Source organism: Serratia microhaemolytica (assembly GCF_004011885.1).
Lineage (GTDB): Bacteria > Pseudomonadota > Gammaproteobacteria > Enterobacterales > Enterobacteriaceae > Serratia_G > Serratia_G microhaemolytica.
Genome location: NZ_SBEF01000014.1, coordinates 60,443 through 80,080 on the forward strand (window position 1 = coordinate 60,443; position 19,638 = coordinate 80,080).

Annotated in this window: 13 protein-coding genes; 12 read left to right on the forward strand and 1 reads right to left on the reverse strand. The window is 49.3% G+C overall.

Going from position 1 to position 19,638, the window contains the following annotated elements; translation table 11 throughout:
* The first annotated feature begins 72 nt into the window (after positions 1 to 72).
* Together uvrD and corA are read left to right on the forward strand one after the other, a co-directional pair.
* Positions 73 to 2,235, forward strand: a complete 2,163-nt coding sequence (gene uvrD, locus EOJ37_RS06530) for a DNA helicase II (RefSeq protein ID WP_127959085.1) — start codon at positions 73 to 75, stop codon at positions 2,233 to 2,235.
* Positions 2,236 to 2,586: 351 nt separating this feature from the next.
* Positions 2,587 to 3,537: a magnesium/cobalt transporter CorA gene (gene corA, locus EOJ37_RS06540; RefSeq protein WP_127959089.1), complete on the forward strand. Its 951-nt coding sequence runs from the start codon at positions 2,587 to 2,589 to the stop codon at positions 3,535 to 3,537.
* A gap of 70 nt (positions 3,538 to 3,607) precedes the next feature.
* Here corA and fumA read toward each other — a convergent pair whose 3' ends face one another.
* Positions 3,608 to 5,254, reverse strand: coding sequence for a class I fumarate hydratase FumA (fumA, locus tag EOJ37_RS06545; protein WP_127959091.1), 1,647 nt, complete (start codon positions 5,252 to 5,254; stop codon positions 3,608 to 3,610).
* Between the two features lie 395 nt (positions 5,255 to 5,649).
* Between fumA and EOJ37_RS06550 the strand changes: the two genes are divergently transcribed.
* From EOJ37_RS06550 to EOJ37_RS15140, 10 genes are all read left to right on the forward strand, one after another.
* Positions 5,650 to 6,150, forward strand: a complete 501-nt coding sequence (locus tag EOJ37_RS06550; RefSeq protein ID WP_127959093.1) for a SprT family zinc-dependent metalloprotease — start codon at positions 5,650 to 5,652, stop codon at positions 6,148 to 6,150.
* Positions 6,151 to 6,263: 113 nt separating this feature from the next.
* Positions 6,264 to 6,968 carry a deoxyribonuclease I gene (gene endA, locus EOJ37_RS06555; protein ID WP_127959095.1) on the forward strand — a complete coding sequence of 235 codons (705 nt, stop codon included), beginning with the start codon at positions 6,264 to 6,266 and terminating at the stop codon, positions 6,966 to 6,968.
* Positions 6,969 to 7,201: 233 nt separating this feature from the next.
* Positions 7,202 to 7,933: a 16S rRNA (uracil(1498)-N(3))-methyltransferase gene (rsmE, locus tag EOJ37_RS06560; protein ID WP_127959097.1), complete on the forward strand. Its 732-nt coding sequence runs from the start codon at positions 7,202 to 7,204 to the stop codon at positions 7,931 to 7,933.
* Between the two features lie 27 nt (positions 7,934 to 7,960).
* Positions 7,961 to 8,911 (forward strand): glutathione synthase, encoded by a 951-nt coding sequence (gshB, locus tag EOJ37_RS06565; RefSeq protein ID WP_127959099.1) that lies wholly within the window; start codon positions 7,961 to 7,963, stop codon positions 8,909 to 8,911.
* Between the two features lie 64 nt (positions 8,912 to 8,975).
* Entirely contained in the window at positions 8,976 to 9,539 is a 564-nt protein-coding gene (locus EOJ37_RS06570) for a YqgE/AlgH family protein (RefSeq protein WP_127959101.1), read from the forward strand.
* Entirely contained in the window at positions 9,539 to 9,961 is a 423-nt protein-coding gene (gene ruvX, locus EOJ37_RS06575; RefSeq protein ID WP_127959103.1) for a Holliday junction resolvase RuvX, read from the forward strand. The genes EOJ37_RS06570 and ruvX overlap by 1 nt, the downstream gene beginning before the upstream one ends.
* A gap of 175 nt (positions 9,962 to 10,136) precedes the next feature.
* Complete coding sequence (locus EOJ37_RS06580) at positions 10,137 to 11,213, forward strand: tRNA/rRNA methyltransferase (protein WP_127959105.1); 1,077 nt, start codon at positions 10,137 to 10,139, stop codon at positions 11,211 to 11,213.
* Between the two features lie 66 nt (positions 11,214 to 11,279).
* Positions 11,280 to 11,915 (forward strand): ribosome biogenesis GTP-binding protein YihA/YsxC, encoded by a 636-nt coding sequence (gene yihA / locus EOJ37_RS06585; RefSeq protein WP_127959107.1) that lies wholly within the window; start codon positions 11,280 to 11,282, stop codon positions 11,913 to 11,915.
* 629 nt (positions 11,916 to 12,544) lie between these two features.
* On the forward strand, positions 12,545 to 16,036 hold the full coding sequence (locus EOJ37_RS06590) for an inverse autotransporter beta domain-containing protein (protein WP_127959109.1): 3,492 nt from the start codon (positions 12,545 to 12,547) through the stop codon (positions 16,034 to 16,036).
* A gap of 503 nt (positions 16,037 to 16,539) precedes the next feature.
* Positions 16,540 to 19,623, forward strand: coding sequence for an inverse autotransporter beta domain-containing protein (locus EOJ37_RS15140; RefSeq protein WP_127959111.1), 3,084 nt, complete (start codon positions 16,540 to 16,542; stop codon positions 19,621 to 19,623).
* The last annotated feature ends 15 nt before the right edge of the window (positions 19,624 to 19,638 follow it).

Sequence of the window (19,638 nt, forward strand, 5' to 3'; positions counted from 1 at the left end):
AGCATAAGCGATAACTCGACCCAGTAACACGCCAGCACAATTGGCGTTTTGCGATGACTCCTGGTGGTGGCTATGGACGTTTCCCAACTGCTCAACAACATGAATGATAAACAGCGTGAAGCGGTGGCGGCACCCCGGCGCAATTTGCTGGTGCTAGCCGGTGCCGGCAGTGGCAAGACGCGTGTACTGGTACATCGCATCGCCTGGTTACTGGCCGTTGAGCACTGTTCACCATTCTCGATCATGGCGGTGACATTCACCAACAAAGCGGCGGCAGAAATGCGCCACCGTATTGAGCAACTGGTTGGTAGCCACCAAGCGGGTATGTGGATTGGCACTTTCCACGGTTTAGCGCATCGGCTGTTACGTGCGCACCCGCTGGACGCCAATCTACCCGCTGATTTCCAGATCCTGGATAGTGAAGATCAGCTACGGCTGCTCAAACGTATTGTGCGTGCTCTCAACCTAGATGAGAAGCAGTGGGCACCGCGTCAGGCAATGTGGTACATCAATAACAAAAAAGATGATGGTCTTCGACCGCAACACATTGAAAGTTATGGCAACCCGGTAGAGGCAACCTGGCAGCGCATTTATCAGGCTTATCAGGAAGCCTGTGATCGCGCCGGGTTAGTGGATTTTGCCGAACTGCTGCTGCGCGCACATGAGCTATGGCTCAACAAACCGGCAATCCTTAACCACTATCGTGCGCGTTTTAGCAACATCTTGGTGGATGAGTTTCAGGATACCAACCGTATCCAATATGCCTGGATCCGCCTGCTGGCGGGTGATCAAGCCAATGTGATGATTGTCGGTGATGATGATCAGTCGATTTATGGCTGGCGTGGCGCACAGGTAGAAAATATTCAACGCTTTTTGCAGGATTTCCCAGCCACAGAGACGGTACGTTTAGAGCAGAATTACCGCTCTACCAGCATTATCTTAACCGCTGCCAATACCTTAATCGCCAATAATGCTGGACGGATGGGGAAAAATCTCTGGACTGACGGTGTCGAGGGTGAACCGATCTCGCTTTATTCTGCTTTTAACGAGCTGGATGAAGCACGTTTTGTCGTGGGTCGAATTAAAGCCTGGCAACAGCAAGGGGGCGCGCTCAGTGATTGCGCCATCCTGTACCGCAGTAACGCACAGTCACGTGTACTGGAAGAGGCTCTACTACAGAGCAACATGCCCTACCGTATCTATGGTGGAATGCGCTTTTTTGAACGGCAAGAGATCAAGGATGCATTGGCCTACCTGCGTTTGATCGCGAACCGCAATGATGATGCAGCCTTTGAACGTGTGGTCAATGTGCCAACACGCGGAATTGGCGACCGTACCTTGGAGATGGTGCGTCATACCGCCCGTGATCAACAGCTTACCTTGTGGCAATCCACCCATCGGTTGTTGCGCGACAAAGTGCTAGCAGGGCGCGCCGCCGCCTCTTTACAGCGTTTTTTGGAATTGATTGATGCACTGGCACAGGATAGTGCCGAGTTACCACTTCACCAGCAGACCGATAGGGTGATACGTGATTCAGGTCTGTTTAGCATGTACGAACAGGAGAAGGGCGAAAAAGGGCAAGCTCGGATTGAAAACTTGGAAGAACTGGTCACAGCAACCAAGCAGTATTCACTGCCGGAAACAGACCAAGAGCTTACGCCATTGCAGGCGTTTCTGGCACATGCCGCATTAGAAGCGGGCGAAGGGCAAGCCGATGCCTATCAGGACGCAGTACAACTGATGACGTTGCACTCAGCGAAGGGGCTGGAGTTTCGTCAGGTGTTTATTGTCGGCATGGAGGAGGGGATGTTCCCCAGCCAGATGTCACTGGATGAGTCAGGACGGCTAGAGGAGGAGCGCCGCTTGGCTTATGTCGGGCTGACACGCGCGATGCAAAAGTTAACCCTCAGCTATGCGGAAAGTCGTCGCCTTTATGGCAAAGAAGTTTATCATCGTCCTTCGCGTTTTATTGCTGAACTACCGGCAGAGTGCCTAGAGGAAGTGCGCTTGCGTGCTAGCGTCTCCCGGCCGGTGCAGCGTCAACGTAGCGGTACGCCACTTAACCTGAATGATAGTGGCTATCGGCTCGGGCAGCGTGTTCGTCACCCAACATTTGGTGAAGGCACTATTATTAATTTAGAAGGCAGTGGTGAGCATTGCCGGTTGCAAATCGCCTTTCAGGGTGAAGGTATCAAGTGGTTAGTGGCTGCGTATGCCAAATTGCAGGCGCTATGAGTGGCATCGCTGGTCTGCCGAGGGTGTAAGCACAGCATGCCAGCGGCAGCGAATAACCTAAACCAACCTGTTGACAGGCTTTTTCCTCTCGGCGTAACATGCGCGCATTATCATCAATGGGGACTAACGCCTTGGACATACCCAGTAGATACTGGCTTACAGACCTGAGTAACAGGTACAACTTCCAAGGTTATCCGATCGCGCTGATGCCCTTGGTGGCTGTTGGCGCTGCTTTATCAGTCTCGCCCTAAGCCGGATCTCATCATGGTTTGAAATGAGTAGTGCTGCTGCTACAGAGTTTCTATGTTTCAATGTGTCGCCTCCCCGGTAACTCGAAGGGAGTTTTAGCCGATGCTAAACGCATTTAAATTAGAAAATAACCGCCTTTCTCGCCTGGAGTTAGACGACGGTGACGATTTATCTGATTCACTCTGGATCGATCTGGTTGAACCCGAAGAGCAGGATCGTCAACGGGTACAACTGGAATTCGGTCAGAGCCTGGCAACACGCCCAGAGCTGGATGATATCGAAGCCTCAGCCCGCTTTTTTGAAAATGATGATGGTCTGCACATCCACTCGTTTTTCTATTTTGAAGATATCGAAGATCATGCCGGTAACGCGACGGTAGCTTTTACCATTCGTGATGGTCGTCTGTTTACTTTGCGCGAACGTGAGTTACCGGCATTTCGCCTTTATCGTATGCGTGCGCGTAGCCAACGGATGAATGATGGTAACGCTTATGAGCTGCTACTGGATCTGTTTGAGACTAAAATTGAACAGTTGGCTGATGAGATTGAGCATGTTTACAGCCAGTTAGAAAAACTGAGCCGGGTGATTATGGAAGGGCATCCTGGCGATGGTTACGATGAGGCACTGTCGAAACTGGCGGAACTGGAAGACATTGGTTGGAAGGTGCGTCTGTGTCTGATGGATACCCAACGTGCGCTCAACTTTTTGGTGCGCAAAGCTCGCTTGCCGACCGGGCAACTGGAACAGGCGCGAGAAGTGTTACGTGATATCGAATCTCTACTGCCACATAATGAGTCACTGTTCCAGAAGGTCAACTTCCTGATGCAGGCGGCGATGGGCTTTATTAACATCGAACAGAGCCGGATCATCAAGATCTTCTCGGTGGTTTCGGTGATCTTCTTGCCACCCACCTTGGTGGCATCAAGTTACGGCATGAACTTTGAGTTCATGCCAGAGCTACGTTGGGAACTGGGGTATCCAGGGGCAATCGCACTCATGATTATTGCCGGACTTGCCCCTTACCTCTATTTCAAACGCAAGAACTGGCTGTAAGGGCAGACAACCAGCCACGCGATGCGACAGCGTGGCTGGTTGGTCAACGTTTAGGGCTGCGCTAACGGATTTATTTCACGCAGTTGCTACATTGACCAGCCTGTATCTGCTGGAAGAAGTCGTTGCCCTTATCATCGACCAGAATGAAGGCAGGGAAGTCTTTCACCTCAATTTTCCAGATCGCCTCCATCCCCAGTTCCGGATACTCGACACACTCCAGGTGTTTGATGCTCTGCTGTGCCAGTACCGCAGCAGGCCCACCGATACTGCCCAGATAGAAACCGCCATGTTTATGGCAGGCATCAGTAACTTGTTGGCTACGATTGCCTTTTGCCAACATAATCATGCTGCCACCGTGTGCTTGCAGTAGATCAACGTAGGAGTCCATCCGTCCAGCGGTGGTCGGCCCAAGAGAACCCGACGCGTAACCTACCGGCGTTTTTGCCGGCCCAGCGTAGTAAATCGGGTGATCTTTGATGTACTGCGGCAGATCCTCACCACGATCCAGCCGCTCTTTCAGTTTGGCATGAGCGATGTCACGACCGACGATAATCGTACCGTTGAGGGAAAGTCGGGTAGCAACCGGATATTGTGACAACTGCCGCAAAATCTCGGCCATCGGACGGTTGAGATCAACCTGGATTGCTTTACCTTCGCCTGCTTGACGTAAATGTGCCGGAATAAATCTGCCTGGGTTGTGCTCCAGCCTTTCCAGCCAGATACCTTCCCGGTTGATCTTGCCTTTGATATTACGGTCGGCAGAACAGGAGACCCCCATACCGACAGGGCAGGAAGCCCCGTGGCGTGGTAGCCGGATCACCCGAATATCGTGGGCGAAATATTTGCCACCAAACTGTGCGCCTAATCCCAACTCTTGTGCCGCTTGCAGTAACTCCTGCTCTAAAGCGAGATCACGGAAGGCTTGACCATGTTCATTACCTTGATGAGGTAACTGATCATAATATTTGGTCGATGCTAGCTTGACCGTTTTCAGTGTCGCCTCAGCCGAAGTCCCACCGATCACGAAAGCTACGTGATAAGGCGGACAGGCGGCAGTACCTAAAGTACGCATTTTATCCACCAAATAGGCTTTTAATTTACCAGGGCTGAGTAGCGCTTTGGTCTCCTGATAGAGATAGGTTTTATTGGCAGAGCCACCACCTTTGGCAATAAACAGGAATTTGTACTCTTCACCATCGACACTGTAGAGATCAATCTGCGCCGGCAGATTGGTGCCGGTGTTGACTTCTTGGTACATATCCAGCGCGGCATTTTGTGAATAGCGCAGGTTATCTTCGGTAAAAGTGTTGTAAACCCCATGTGATAGCGCCGCTTCATCGCCACCACCAGTCCAGACACGTTGCCCTTTTTTACCGACAATAATCGCAGTACCGGTATCCTGGCAGGTTGGCAGGATGCCTTTGGCTGCAATTTCAGAGTTGCGTAAAAATTGCAGTGCGACATATTTGTCATTCTCGCTCGCTTCGGGATCATCAAGAATGGCAGCGACCTGCTGCTGGTGTTCTGTACGTAGCATGAAGGAGGCATCATGAAATGCCTGTTGTGCTAACAGCGTGAGTGCAGCCGGTTCGATCTGCAACACATCCTGCCCGGCAAACTGACCGACAGAAACATGGTCACGACTCAGTAAGTAGTATTCGGTACTATCGTGCTGTAAAGGAAACGGATCTTGGTAATAGAACGGTTTATTTGGCATGGTTCTCTCACTTACTCTCAGTTGCATTCGATGTCACTCAATCGGCTTGAGCGTCACTGTCACAATCATCATCTCAGATATCTGTCAGGATAAACCGGATGTAGTCAAAAAGTTATCAATATCGATGATATTACCTGGTTACTGGCGCCACCTTACCGATTTTTTGTTAATGCGTTGTTGCGCTAACTCTCATAATGGCAAATGTGCGAGGCTGGTCTTAGCGCCGCCAGCGGTGCCAGTTCAAATATTGAGAGCTTACCGCACTCGTCGTGTACAGATATTGGATCAGAATTTTGGGTACTGTCTGGTGAAAAAGTGGCTGACTGTGGGGGTGCGGAACTTTGATGAACTGTTGCAGGTTGCCTACCTGGCTAACATTCCTTTAAGCTACCGCCATGAACAGAACCCATATCCCGATTGCATTACAACAAGCGGTGATGCGCTGCTTACGCAGTAAACTGCAATTAGCGCAGCACCATTTCGCGCGCACCTTTGCCGAGCCGAAGATCTTGTATCAGCAGAGAGGCACACTGGCCGGTAGCGCCTGGCCGCAAGCCTGGGAAATCCGGCTTAATCCGGTGTTGCTACAGGAGAATCAGCAGCCATTTATTGACCAGGTAGTGCCACACGAATTGGCACATCTACTGGTGTTCGAGCAGTTTGGCCAAGTAGCGCCACATGGTCGTGAGTGGCGCTGGATGATGGAGCAAGTGCTGTCAGTCCCCGCACTGCGTACCCACCAGTTTGCACTCGCTTCAGTGCAAACAAAAACCTTCAGTTACCGTTGTGCTTGCCAGCAGCACCAGTTAACGCTGCGTCGGCATAACCGAGTCTTGCGACAGGAAAGTCACTATTACTGTCGCCATTGCGGTGAACGGCTAGTTTTTTCAGGTTAATTTTGAAAATTTGTTAACTCTTTATTTGTTAAAGAGAGAAAATTTCAATATTTGCTACTGCTGAAAAGTTCCGCTACCCTGTCTGCTTTTGTTATTTGCGGCAGATTTGGAATATGTATCACAAAATTTTATTTAGCGTGCTGGTCACAGTGGCGGCTTCTGGTCAGGTATTGGCTGCGAGCATCAACAACTTTACCCAGGCGAAAGCCGTCTCCGCCAAGATTAACCAAGATGCCCCAGGCAGTTTCTACTGTGGCTGCAAGATTGAGTGGCAAGGTAAAAAAGGCGTGCCCAATCTGGAGAGTTGTGGCTACCAGCCACGCAAAAACAGCCAGCGTGCAGAGCGGATAGAGTGGGAACATGTGGTTCCAGCCTGGCAGTTTGGCCATCAGTTACAGTGCTGGCAACAGGGAGGGCGCAAGAATTGTGATAAAAACCCAACCTATCGTCAAATGGAGATCGACCTGCACAACTTACAACCGGCCATCGGTGAAGTGAATGGTGATCGTAATAACTTTATGTATAGCCAATGGAACGGTGGTGAAGGGCAGTATGGTCAGTGCCCAATGAAGGTTGATTTCAAAAATAAACTGGCAGAGCCACCAAGCCACACGCGTGGCACAATTGCCCGCACCTATTTTTACATGCGAGATCGTTATCAACTCAACCTTTCGCGTCAGCAGACGCAACTGTTTGAAGCTTGGAACCGCCAGTATCCAGTAACTGGCTGGGAGTGTCAGCGTGAACAGCGTATCGCTCAGGTACAAGGCAATCACAACCCTTATGTGCAACGTGCTTGCCAACAGAAAAAATCCTGATTTGACAGTGTAGTGGTTGTGGCATTCGTGTTGCGTTTGCCACAACCGGTATCAGCGTTAGCGATAATGACTCAGGTTGATATTGGTCATTAGATGCTGAACTGACCAGATACTGGCGCAGATGGCGGGGTTAGTGGTTAAAATCAGTAGCGATTTACCGGATCTCACTTGCAACTGATCGGGATCTCGTGCTCAATTGAGCAATCTGATCTAGCCAGGAGCCAGTCACAATCATGCGTATCCCGCGCATTTATCATGCTAACCCATTGAGTAATAACACAGAGATTAACCTGAGTGACGATGCTGCCAACCATGTTGCGCGTGTATTGCGCATGAACGTTGGGCAAACCGTGCAACTGTTTGATGGCAGCAACCAGGTTTTTAGCGCAGCGATTATCGGTGTGGAGAAAAAAGGTGTCCGTGTCGCGGTAGGTACGGCAGAGTGGCAAGACCGTGAGTCGCCTCTTCATCTGCATCTGGGACAAGTGATCTCGCGTGGAGAAAAAATGGAGTTTACCATTCAGAAGTCAGTTGAACTGGGTGTAAGCGTAATCACCCCGTTATTTTCTGAACGTTGTGGTGTCGTGCTGAGTGGTGAACGGCTAGAGAAAAAGCAGCAGCAGTGGCAAAAAATTATCATTGCAGCCTGCGAACAGTGCGGACGCAACCGTATTCCGCAACTACGCCCTGCGATGTCATTACCTGATTGGTGTGCAGAGTTGGATGAGGGGTTAAAGCTCAACTTGCATCCGCGCGCCAGGCAGGGGATCAACAGTTTAGCATTAGATAACCGGCGGATCCGGCTGCTGATTGGGCCTGAAGGTGGACTATCAGCACAAGAGATCGCCATGACCACAGAACAGGGATTTACTGATATTCTATTAGGACCGCGTGTATTGCGCACAGAGACGACAGCACTGACTGCAATTACTGCTCTGCAGGTGCGTTGTGGTGATCTTGGTTAACCAACTGGTTTGAAAAGAGAGATAGCGATGATCAAACTCGGCATAGTGATGGATCCCATCACATCCATCAACATCAAGAAAGACTCCAGCTTCGCCATGTTACTGGAGGCACAACGCCGTGGTTGGCAACTGCATTACATCGAAATGGGCGATCTTTATCTGCATGCAGGGGAGGCGCGCGCACGAACTCGGTCATTACGGGTACAGCAGGATGCAGCACACTGGTTTGACTTCACTGCACAGCAAGATCTGGCACTGCATGATCTGGATGTGATCCTGATGCGTAAAGATCCGCCGTTTGATACTGAATATATCTATGCCACTTATATTCTTGAACGGGCTGAAGTCAAAGGGGCGCTGGTGGTGAATAAGCCGCAGAGCCTGCGTGACTGTAATGAAAAACTGTTCACCGCCTGGTTTGCCGACCTGACCCCAGAGACATTGGTCAGTCGTAGTGCTGAACGGCTGCGTGATTTTTATCAACAGCATGGCGATATTATTCTCAAGCCGCTTGATGGGATGGGTGGCGCGTCAATTTTTCGTATCAAGCCCGGTGACGCCAACCTGTCGGTAATTATTGAGACGCTGACCGAACATGGTAGCCGTTACTGTATGGCGCAAACCTTTTTGCCAGCGATCAAACAGGGTGACAAGCGAATTCTGGTGGTGGATGGTGAACCAGTTCCTTACTGCCTGGCACGCATTCCGGCACAGGGTGAAACACGCGGCAACCTGGCTGCCGGTGGACGTGGAGAAGCACGCCCACTGAGTGAAAGTGACTGGGAAATTGCCCGAGCGGTCGCACCAACACTCAAACAGAAGGGGCTGATCTTTGTTGGTCTGGATGTGATCGGTGATCGTCTGACTGAGATCAACGTAACCAGTCCAACCTGTATTCGCGAAATAGAAGCTGCTTTCCCGGTCTCGATTAGTGGCATGCTGATGGATGCCATTGAAAAACGGTTAGCAGATAAGTAACCGGCATGACGACACAGAGGCAGTTATCTGCCGTGATCACTGAATTTATCGTTGACGTGAGATTATGAATTTAAAACACCACTTTCTGATTGCTATGCCAACCATGGACGATCCACGTTTTGAACGTGCGGTGATCTATCTGTTTCAACATGATGATTTAGGCGCAATGGGAGTGGTGATCAATAAGCCACTGGAGGAGCTAACGCTGGAAAAGATGCTGGAAGATCTGAAAATCTCATCGGTATCTGGCGACAGCGTAATCAGTTTGCGGCAACCGGTGCTTGATGGTGGGCCATTAGCCAAAGATCGCGGTTTTGTGCTGCACACGCCTTATCATCGTTTTGAAGCTACAGTACAGATCACGCCAGAAGTGATGATGACCAGCTCAAAAGATATACTGGAAAGCCTAGGCTCGGAGAGTGAACCAGAAAGCATCCTGGTATTATTGGGCTATGCCCGTTGGGAGGCAGGGCAACTTGAACAGGAACTGCTGAATAATGTCTGGCTGACTTGTGAAGCAGATACCGAAGTGTTATTTCACACCGATTTTTCTGATCGCTGGTTTGAAGCCGCCTGCCTGTTAGGGGTCGATATTCGTCATATCGCTCACCATGTGGGGCATGCTTAATGCGTTCACGTACTGTTATCGCATTTGACTTTGGCACCAAGAGTATTGGTATTGCCATTGGTCAGGAGATCACTGCCACCGCTCGCGCGCTGGCGGCCTGCAAAGCACAGCATGGTCAGCCACAATGGCAACGGATTGAATCGTTACTCAAAGAGTGGCAACCGCAATTGCTGATTGTCGGTTTACCGCTCAATATGGATGGTAGTGAACAGCCATTGACCGAACAGGCACGTAAATTTGCCCGCCAACTGCATGGACGCTTTGGGTTGCAGGTGATCTTGCATGATGAGCGCCTAAGCACCGTCGAAGCGCGCTCACATCTATTTGCGCATGGTGGTTTTCGTGCACTCGACAAAGGGCGTGTGGATTCAGCCGCCGCAGTGGTGATCTTGGAAAGCTGGTTTGAGCAGCAACTGGGCTAGAGGCTCCTCAGAATTGCCAGATAAGGTTAAATCAGATCAACACCTTTTCGAACAGGGCATTGCCAGTGTTGTATTGTCAATCCCACTTGCATTAGTGAGCAATCAGTAAAGTAACTGGTTTAAATTCTACCCATATCAGGTAATCTGCGCGCACAGTGCGTTGATGGAGAAGATAATGAACGATTCATTCAGTGGCAAGAACGGTAAAGTGAAGGTGATGTACGTCCGCAGTGACGACGATAACCGTTCTACTAACGGTAAAAAAAACGAGCGAAAAGGTGGTCGCAACGAGCGTTCTGGTGCTGGTGGCCAGTCGCGTGGGAATAGTGGCCCGTCACGCACTGGGTATGCGCAGCGCGGAGAAGGTTCGCGTCGAGACCACGGAGAGAACAGACGGCAGCAGGATAATTTTTCAACCTCACCGTGGAAAACGGTATCCCACCATTTTCGCGATGAGCAGGAGGCTGATCATGGTGGAATCAGTGGTAAAAGCGCCATTGATCCGGAACAACTGCGGCGGCAACGGGCAGAAGAGACGCGTGTCTACGGTGAAAATGCCTGCCAGGCACTGTTTGCCAGCCGTCCAGAAGCGATTGTGCGTGCCTGGTTCCTACAATCAGTCACGCCACGTTTTCGTGAAGCGCTGCGCTGGATGGCAGCCAATCGCAAAGCTTATCATGTGGTTGATGAACAGGAGCTGGCGAAAGCATCGGGTACAGAGCATCATGGTGGTGTCTGTTTCCTGATCAAAAAACGGCAGGGTTTGGATGTGGCAACCTACCTCAAGCATGCACCTGAGAAAGATTGCATCTTGGCATTAGGTGGCATTGGGAATCCACACAACTTAGGGGCAATTGTCCGTTCCTGTGCTCATTTTGGCGTTCAGGGCGTGCTACTGCCTGATCCTGCACAACTGGAATCTGGCGCAGCAGTGCGTACTGCTGAGGGGGGAGCTGAGCATATTAAAGCGATCAATGCTGATGATTTCCTTTCAGTAATAAACTCATTGCGTGAAGCAGGCTATACCATTATCAGCACCTCGCACCGCCATGGTGTAGCACTGACGCAATGCAAACTGCCAGCTAAAATGGTACTGCTATTAGGGCAAGAGCAGGAGAGCCAGAACGACAGCGCTTGGCAACAGGGAGATCAGCAGGTTTTTATCGCGGGTAGTGGCAAAGTGGAGAGTCTCAATCCCTCTGTAGCGGCAGGTATCTTCCTGGCTGACTGGTGGCGGCAGCACTTGGCCTAAGATAATTTCAGATGAAAACCTGAGCGTGATTAAGCGCCAACTGATCTGTTGTGGAGATAAAAAACGTTGAGTGATAAGAGCTATAACTACCAGGTGACCCATTTTGTCACTAGCGCACCTGATATCCGCCATCTTCCGGCTGATGAAGGTATTGAAGTGGCATTCGTTGGTCGTTCAAATGCCGGTAAATCAAGCGCACTGAATACGCTGACCAACCAGAAGAATCTGGCACGGATCAGTAAGACACCGGGTCGAACACAGTTGATCAATCTGTTTGAAGTTGAAGCCGGCATCCGTTTGGTCGATTTGCCTGGCTATGGATATGCTCAGGTACCTGAAGAGATGAAACGCAAATGGCAGCAGGCACTGGCTGAATATTTGCAGATGCGAGATTCGCTGAAAGGGCTAGTGGTATTGATGGACATCCGCCACCCGCTCAGAGAGTTGGATCAGCAGATGATCCAGTGGGCGGTTGACGTTGAAATCCCAGTATTGGTGCTGTTGACCAAAGCGGATAAGTTAGCGAGTGGGGCCCGTAAAGCGCAATGTGACATGGTGCGTGAAGCGGTATTGGCCTTTATGGGCGATATTCAGGTAGAAGTGTTCTCATCGCTGAAAAAGATTGGCCTTGATAAACTGCGTCAGAAACTGGATAGCTGGTTTAACCCGCTCACTCCACAACCTTCCGATACCTCCTCCTGACAGCAAAATATGCTGATTAACCGGTGTGGCACCGCCTGCACCGGTCGCTTCCGACATTGCTCGATACTGACCGCAGGTCAGCGTTGCCGTTGTTACTTTGTTCGACACGGTATCGCGAGCCGGTAGTACAGCGCGGCAGTACCACCGATCATTGCTACTCACAGCCCTGTATCAGACAGCGATACCACTACAAATACATTATAAAAATTTATTAATATTGAAATTAAAGACCAACAGCGATAATGAGTAAATTAGAGGTTTAGTGACTGGAATGGGTAACAACAGTAAACAGCAACTCAGATTACCTTGACTCACCATTAGCATTGTTTATCGGTTAAGTGAGCCGTCGCAGTGAAATGAATTCAGAAAATTCCCTTTTGTTTCTGCTTGTTAACAATGGTAAGAAGTCGGTTTAATTTAACCTGCTGTTAGCATAATCGCTCTCATCTGTAGACATTGTTGCCGCATCTGATCATCTCGCTAGCCCTTGCAGCAGTAGCATTCTCGTCCAATAGAACCATCACTCGGTATATCCGTTAAGCTTGTAACTGTTTGCCTGGTTGAATTATTTACTATTTCTTATGTGTTTCGTATACTCGCGATGACTCATTAAAATAGGAAAAGGAAAAATGCGTGAAAAATTTAAACTATTACCAGGCCAGTCGGAAAACTCACTCAATGAACAGTGTCTGGCAATTCGGCGACTGTCGCGTGGGGTAAAAATTGTCGCTTGGGGGAATATTCTGCTGCAGTTACTGCTACCGATCACGCTCTCCGCTGGCCCTGCATTGGCGGCCAGCGCGTCATCAAATGCCAAGAGTTCATTGCTGACACAACGCTACACCTTGGCCGCCGGTGAAGATGTGGCAATGGTAGCAGAAAAATATGGTATCTCTTTGGATGAGTTGAAGAAACTGAATCAGTTTCGCACCTTTCCAAAAGCGTTTTCTGTATTATCAGCGGGGGATGAACTGGAGGTTCCGGCACAAGCTTCACCATTTAGTGTTGATCTTGCTCCCAGCGGCGATCATGCCGCAACGGTAGCAGCGGCCGCTACCAGTGCGGCAACAGTGCTGACCAGTGAGGATCCGGTAAAATCCACCGCACAGTTGGCACGCTCAACACTCAACAGTGAATTGAACCAGTCGGCACAACAGTGGTTGAGCCAGTTTGGCAGTGCGCGGGTTGGGTTAAACATCAATGACGATTTCAAATTAGATGGCAGTGAGTTGGATGTGCTGTTTGCTCTCTATGACACACCCAATAACTTGTTATTTACTCAGTTAGGCGGACGCAATAAAGAGAGCCGTAACACACTAAATGCAGGGGTAGGCTGGCGCAGTTTTCAAGACACCTGGATGTTTGGTGTTAACACTTTTTTTGATAATGACCTGACCGGTAAAAACCGCCGGATAGGTATTGGTGCTGAAATCGGCGCCGACTATCTAAAACTTGCCGCTAACGGTTACTTCTCCTTGACCGACTGGCACCAGTCACACGATTTCGCTGATTACAATGAACGGCCGGCCAACGGTTACGATCTGCGTCTGGATGCCTATCTGCCCGTTTACCCACAACTGGGCGGCAAACTGAGTTATGAACGTTACCGTGGTGATGAAGTGGCACTGTTTGGCAGTAATAACCGCCAGAAAGATCCGTATGCCGTGACTGCGGGTCTCAACTATACGCCGTTTCCGTTATTAACGCTGGGGGCAGAACATCGCGCGGGTAAAGGGGGCGAATCTGACAGTCGGCTCAACCTGCAGTTAAATTATCGTTTGGGTGGCACCTGGAAATCGCACATCGATCCGGCAGCCGTGGCCAGCACTCGAACCTTAGCCGGTGGGCGTTATGATTTGGTGTCGCGCAATTACAACATTGTGCTGGATTATCAAAAGCAGCAGTTAGTGCAACTGAGATTGCCAGAGCAAGTGAGTCAGGAAGAGGGGATTAGCCTGACGCTTACAGCGGAGGTGATCAGTAAGTATGCGTTTGATCGTATCGAGTGGGATGGCGAGGAAATCATCGCTGCAGGGGGGAAGTTGACGCCGGTGTCTGATCACAGCGTAGTGATCATCATGCCATCGTATCAAGCGGACGCAGCACGTAATCTCTATCACATCTATGCGGTTGCTCATGATCAGCGTGGTAACGTCTCTGCTCGCAGCCGTGTACAGGTGAACGTGATCGCCAATCAGCATACGATAGCGCCAGAAAATATTGAAATAAAACGAAATAATGCGGTTGCTGATGGTGAGCAAACCAATGAAATCGTGTTTCGTGCTGTAGACAACAACAATATCCCCTTGCAGGGCAGGGAGCTTACGTTTAGTGCTGATAATGGAGCGCAGGTGCTAACCCGTATCGCAGTGACCGATGAAAATGGTCTAGCGAGTGTTCAAGTGACCAATACGCGTTCGGGTACAACGCATGTCAGCGTCACCATGAAAATGAGTGGCAACACCCAGCAGGTGCCGGTGAATTTTATCGTGGGTAAACCGGCGATGACACATTCCAGTATCGCTATTGATGGTGCTAGCTATGTTGCCAGCAGTGCAGTAATCGTTGATGTCACGCTCCAGGACAAAATGGGGAATAAGGTCGAAGATCAGGCTGATCAGTTATCAAATTGGGTGGTGGTTCCCAATACTGAACTGTCAACTGCCTGGAAACATCTGGGTGCAGGGCGATATCAGGCAGAGTATATCAGTGTCATCACTGGCAGTGGCTTAACTGCAACGCTGAAGTATCAGCAGTGGAGTAGTGAACTCTCATCGGGCGCTTATGAAATCACCGCCAATGCTGCTGATTATGCTAACTCATCATTGCGCATCACCAATAGTGATCTTGATCTGAGAGCGGGAGATGAAGTGATAGTGCAGGTCACGCTACGGGATGCAAACGGCAATGGCATTCCTGGTTATCATTCAGTGCTGGAGTCTTCGGTTGACATTGTGGCCCCGGTGAACCCGACAGCGTGGAGATATTTGAATGATGGCATCTATGAACTTTCATACACAGTAGGCAAGGCTACCATAAATGCGGTAACACATTCGGTGTCGCTCTATTTGCAGCACTGGGAGGAGGAGCAGATCCATCGTTCGGATGCCTATACTATTAAACCTGGGCCAGCCAGTGCTCAATATTCATCGCTAGAACACACGAAATCTGTCTATGACTTTGGCGAGTATTTATATGTCAGCGTGATGCTCATGGATGCTTACCAAAATCCGGTTCTTGGTCAACAGGCTAATGTGACTGTGACTATGCCTGGAACAGAGTTACGAGAAACATTTTCCCCAGACCCAAGCAGAGGTGACGGTTGGTATAAGGCAAAATATGTCGCATTATTAGCTGGTTATGATTACATTCCTACATTAAATTTCACTGATGCAGGTTCAGGTGTGCAATGGAATAAGCATTCTGAACTTAGATACCAGGTGCATGGAAGAGAATATACGATACTGCGTTTACGTATTGATGACTCACTCAGTTACCTGGTGAATGACGGAATGACACCAGATCAAAAATTCCCACAGTCTCTTTTCCCAGGGGCGAGGTTTAGCGTGGGATTAGCTATCGAGAGTGAATCTCTGCAATACGAATGGTCAGTGGAGTCTGATAGTATTGACGTAGAAATGCTGCCGAATAATGTATTTCATGTCAAACCAAGCATGAAAAATTTGATATCCCCAAATTTAAAAAATGGGAAGGTCACGTTGAACGGTAAAAGAATAAATGGTGAATTTGATATTAAATATACTTTTTATGTCAAGAAATGGTTCTATATGCCCTACTCTGGGAAATCAAATGGTACTGAAGCGACCCAAGCATGTAGTGGATTCAACAACTTTGCTAGGGTTCCAAGGCTTGAGGAAATTACAGGCAGTAAAATACATGGCTTTATTCCGGATAAGGTCTTAGGGGCACTGAAAAGTGAATGGCGGGGAAATTACCGTGATATGCCAAACTATGCCGACGTCCTAACAATTAGTTCATCATCTATGTGGTGGACGGTTGATAAGTCTGCTCAGTATGCAATTGGAGTTAATCTGTATAATGGCGATGTAACCGACGCATTTGATCCTAGATGGCATGTGATTTGTGTTAAGTCTCTTTAAATATATCGCTCAATATTGGGTGTTGGATGAGTCGCAGCGCTTAATAAAACGGTAATGCACCGAGTGCTAAGCTGAATAATTAGTTTTATCCTAATTTTTAGCGTGCTTGTGGTAAGACTGTTTATCAAATTTTTCCATGTTCTCACAGTCACATTGATTGTGGCTGTGAGACGAGCGGTGATTAAGCAGCCTGATTGCACACCTTGAATGAGCACAATACAGGATATTAGGTGAGCGGAGAGATGGGGCAGAATCTCTTTATGAGTTTAGTGATATCTTGGGCAATAATCAGCTTGGTCTCAGGCTAACAGGTGGTACAATCGGCAATAGCTGTGACCTCTTGTCTGTGAAAAGGGATGTAATAGTTATTCTTGAGATGTTCCCTCTAGTGACTGTTATCGAGGGGTTGAATGGCCTTGAGAGTCATGACGTTAAAGTGACTGTTACCAGATTAGGCCCAGTTTTGATTGCCTAGCAGGAAATTATGATAGGGATTCTGGAAAATGAAGCAGCGTTTTTTCACTGAAAGCTTGAACATGATAACCGTAATTCAGCAACGATATGCCCCTGTGGCCTATTGGTCTCAGTGTGCCAAGTTCATTACTGCTGTCTTGATCCTGTTGCAGTTATTTTTTTCCGCCTCAGGCTTGGCGCAGCAGCAGAGCAACCCAGTGGTAAGTCAGCAAGTAAATTCACCAACAGACCAATGGTTGCATCAATTTGGCAGTGCGCGGATTGGTTTGGGTATCGATGAGGATTGGAAACTGGATGGCAGTGAGATTGACCTGCTATTTGCGCTCTATGATAGCTCAACCAACCTGCTGTTTACCCAGTTGGGTGCACGCCGCCATGATAGCCGTACCACACTAAATGCAGGTATCGGTTGGCGTTATTTTCAACAGCACTGGATGTATGGCACCAATCTGTTTTTTGATAACGATTTGACTGGTCACAACCGCCGGTTTGGCATTGGTGCCGAGATCAGTGCGGATTATCTGAAGTTTGCCGCTAACAGCTACTTTGCTTTAAGTGACTGGCATCAAGCACATCAAATGGCCGATTATGACGAACGACCCGCCAATGGTTATGACTTGCGCCTGGATGCTTATCTGCCACATTACCCACAACTCGGTGGCAAACTGGTGTATGAGCAATATCGTGGTGAGCAAGTCGCCTTGTTTGGTCAGCACAACCGCAGAAAAAACCCACATGCTTTTACCGCAGGGCTGAATTATACCCCATTTCCCTTGGTTACTTTGGGTGCTGAACACCGCAGAGGGAAAGGGGGGGAAGATACCCGTTTGAGTTTACAGTTTAATTATCGTTTTGGTGCATCATGGATGACACACATTGATCCTACAGCAGTAGTGGTACGCCGAACGCTGGCTGGCGGACGTTATGATTTGGTAGAACGCAATAACAATCTGGTACTCGATTATAAAAAGCAGTCCGTGATTCGATTGCAGCTACCGGCACAACTCAGTGCATACTCCCAGGAGATGGTGATGGTTGATGCTAAGGTAGAAAGCAAATACCCACTTGATCGTATCGAGTGGGATGGTGGTGCGATCATTGCTGCTGGCGGAGCGGTCACAACGTCCTCGATTCAATCGGCACTGATCAGATTACCGCAATATAAAGCCATACAACCCGGAACACCTGATAATCAGAATAGCTACATCATCAGTGCAGTTGCTTATGATCAACGGGGTAATGTTTCGCCAACAGCTAAGTTGCGCGTTACCGTGCAACCGGACGGGGATAACACGTTGCCTGACTTTGCAGGATGGGATGCAAATAACAACACACCTGATAGCATGCCACCGAAACAGGATGAGCAAAAACTGCTACCCGATCCTGCTGCACCACGGATAATTAACCCTGCTGATTCTGCGAGTTCCCCTCATGCGAAACTGCCTACAGACGCAGTGATGGTGAGTCAATACCAGTTGGAAAGTAAGCCATCAGCATCATCAGCCAAGACCCGATTGATGTTAACGGTGAATAATTTAACCCAGAATGTACAGTCGATGCTGGTTGCGGCAACCCCGGTTGCAGTTAACTCGACCATCTCAACCAACACCAGCAGCTATCTTTCCGGTTCCACGTTAACTGTCACGGTAGTGTTAAAAGACGCTTACAACATCGCGGTGACCGGTCAGGCAGCGGTGTTAGCCTCTGCAGTGGTAGTACCCAACACCCGCCTTGAGAGCTCAGCGTGGCTGGATCGACAAGATGGCAGTTACAGCGCCATTTACCGCACAGACCAACCAGCGACTGGCTTAAAAGCCCAGTTATCGTTGAGTCATTGGAATGGCGACAAAGTGGAGTCGCTGGACTATAGCATCGGTAATGGTCATGTTTCTCTGGCTAACTCATCGATAACATTAGATAACAGTAACTATACTGCGGGTGATGAAATGCGCTTGCGTGTCGTGCTGAGAGATGCACAAAACAACGTGCTGGATAATCTTGCCGAGCAACTGCCCTCGATCATTCAGGTACCGGGTGCTGCACTGAAGTCTGAGCGCTGGCAGTATGATCAGCGTAAAAAAAGTTACCACGCGGTTTATCGGGCGCAATTGATTGTTAAAAAAGCAATGGCAACCCTTAATTTGGCTGAAGGGAGCCGTGAACAGTCATCACCGCGTTACACTATTCATGCTGGCAGCGCGATGCCCTCTTACTCATCAATTCGTTTAGACCGTCAGAGTTATCCGCGTTACCACAATATGCGTGTTGAGGTGCGACTGAGGGATACCTATGGCAACCCGGTCATTGGTCAAGCTGATCAACTGGATGATTGGGTTTCAGTGCCCGGCGCCAGCCTGAAGGAGAACTGGGTGGATAATGGTGATGGCAGCTACCTGGCAATTATGAGTGCAGTGCTGGGGAACGGTATCGAACGCCACGCCACGCTGCGTGCAACGCACTGGAAGCGCAACCAGAGCTTAAAATCGGCACAATATGACTTCACACCAGCCGCTGTGTTGAAAGACATTTTTGCTAACGGCTACTCGTTTGCGGCCAATGCCGGTTTCCCGCGTACTGCTTTTAGTGGGGCAAAATTTGCTATTCGGCTCAGCCATGAATCTGCCACTGATTACACTTGGCGCATTATTGGTGATCAAGGACGGAATGCGGTAACGGTGAGTGATGAAGGTGTTGTCTCTTTCTCTGCGCACCAACCGGCTAACAAGCATGTGCAAGTAGTCGCGCTACAGAAAAATGGCAGTCACCAGTTGAGCTACACCTTTACCTTAACGGATTGGTTTATCTACCGGCGGGAGGGGCGCTTACCGGCAGAAAAAGCACGGTTCTATTGTGCCTCGCTGGCGGATGGTGCAACGTTACCAGAGCAACACCAACTGATTAACCAACCTAAAGTGCGTGGTTCGCTGGGACAATTATGGAGTGAATGGGGAGCATTGACCCATTACCCAGCGGCAAAATTTGCTGCTGGCAAATATTGGACCAGCAGCCGTACAGATGAACAGCACTTCAACACGCTTAACCTGAGTAACGGCGTCATCCGTGAACAGCACGAAGCCAGCCAAGCATACGTGGTATGCCGCCTGCCTTTTTAATCGGTACTGGCGACA

Bases quoted from the DNA above. Each gene is read 5' to 3' on its own strand.
- uvrD (WP_127959085.1), top strand. From the start codon at position 73: ATGGACGTTTCCCAACTGCTCAACAACATGAATGATAAACAGCGTGAA.
- corA (WP_127959089.1), top strand. From the start codon at position 2,587: ATGCTAAACGCATTTAAATTAGAAAATAACCGCCTTTCTCGCCTGGAG.
- fumA (WP_127959091.1), bottom strand. From the start codon at position 5,254: ATGCCAAATAAACCGTTCTATTACCAAGATCCGTTTCCTTTACAGCAC.
- EOJ37_RS06550 (WP_127959093.1), top strand. From the start codon at position 5,650: ATGAACAGAACCCATATCCCGATTGCATTACAACAAGCGGTGATGCGC.
- endA (WP_127959095.1), top strand. From the start codon at position 6,264: ATGTATCACAAAATTTTATTTAGCGTGCTGGTCACAGTGGCGGCTTCT.
- rsmE (WP_127959097.1), top strand. From the start codon at position 7,202: ATGCGTATCCCGCGCATTTATCATGCTAACCCATTGAGTAATAACACA.
- gshB (WP_127959099.1), top strand. From the start codon at position 7,961: ATGATCAAACTCGGCATAGTGATGGATCCCATCACATCCATCAACATC.
- EOJ37_RS06570 (WP_127959101.1), top strand. From the start codon at position 8,976: ATGAATTTAAAACACCACTTTCTGATTGCTATGCCAACCATGGACGAT.
- ruvX (WP_127959103.1), top strand. From the start codon at position 9,539: ATGCGTTCACGTACTGTTATCGCATTTGACTTTGGCACCAAGAGTATT.
- EOJ37_RS06580 (WP_127959105.1), top strand. From the start codon at position 10,137: ATGAACGATTCATTCAGTGGCAAGAACGGTAAAGTGAAGGTGATGTAC.
- EOJ37_RS06590 (WP_127959109.1), top strand. From the start codon at position 12,545: ATGCGTGAAAAATTTAAACTATTACCAGGCCAGTCGGAAAACTCACTC.
- EOJ37_RS15140 (WP_127959111.1), top strand. From the start codon at position 16,540: ATGAAGCAGCGTTTTTTCACTGAAAGCTTGAACATGATAACCGTAATT.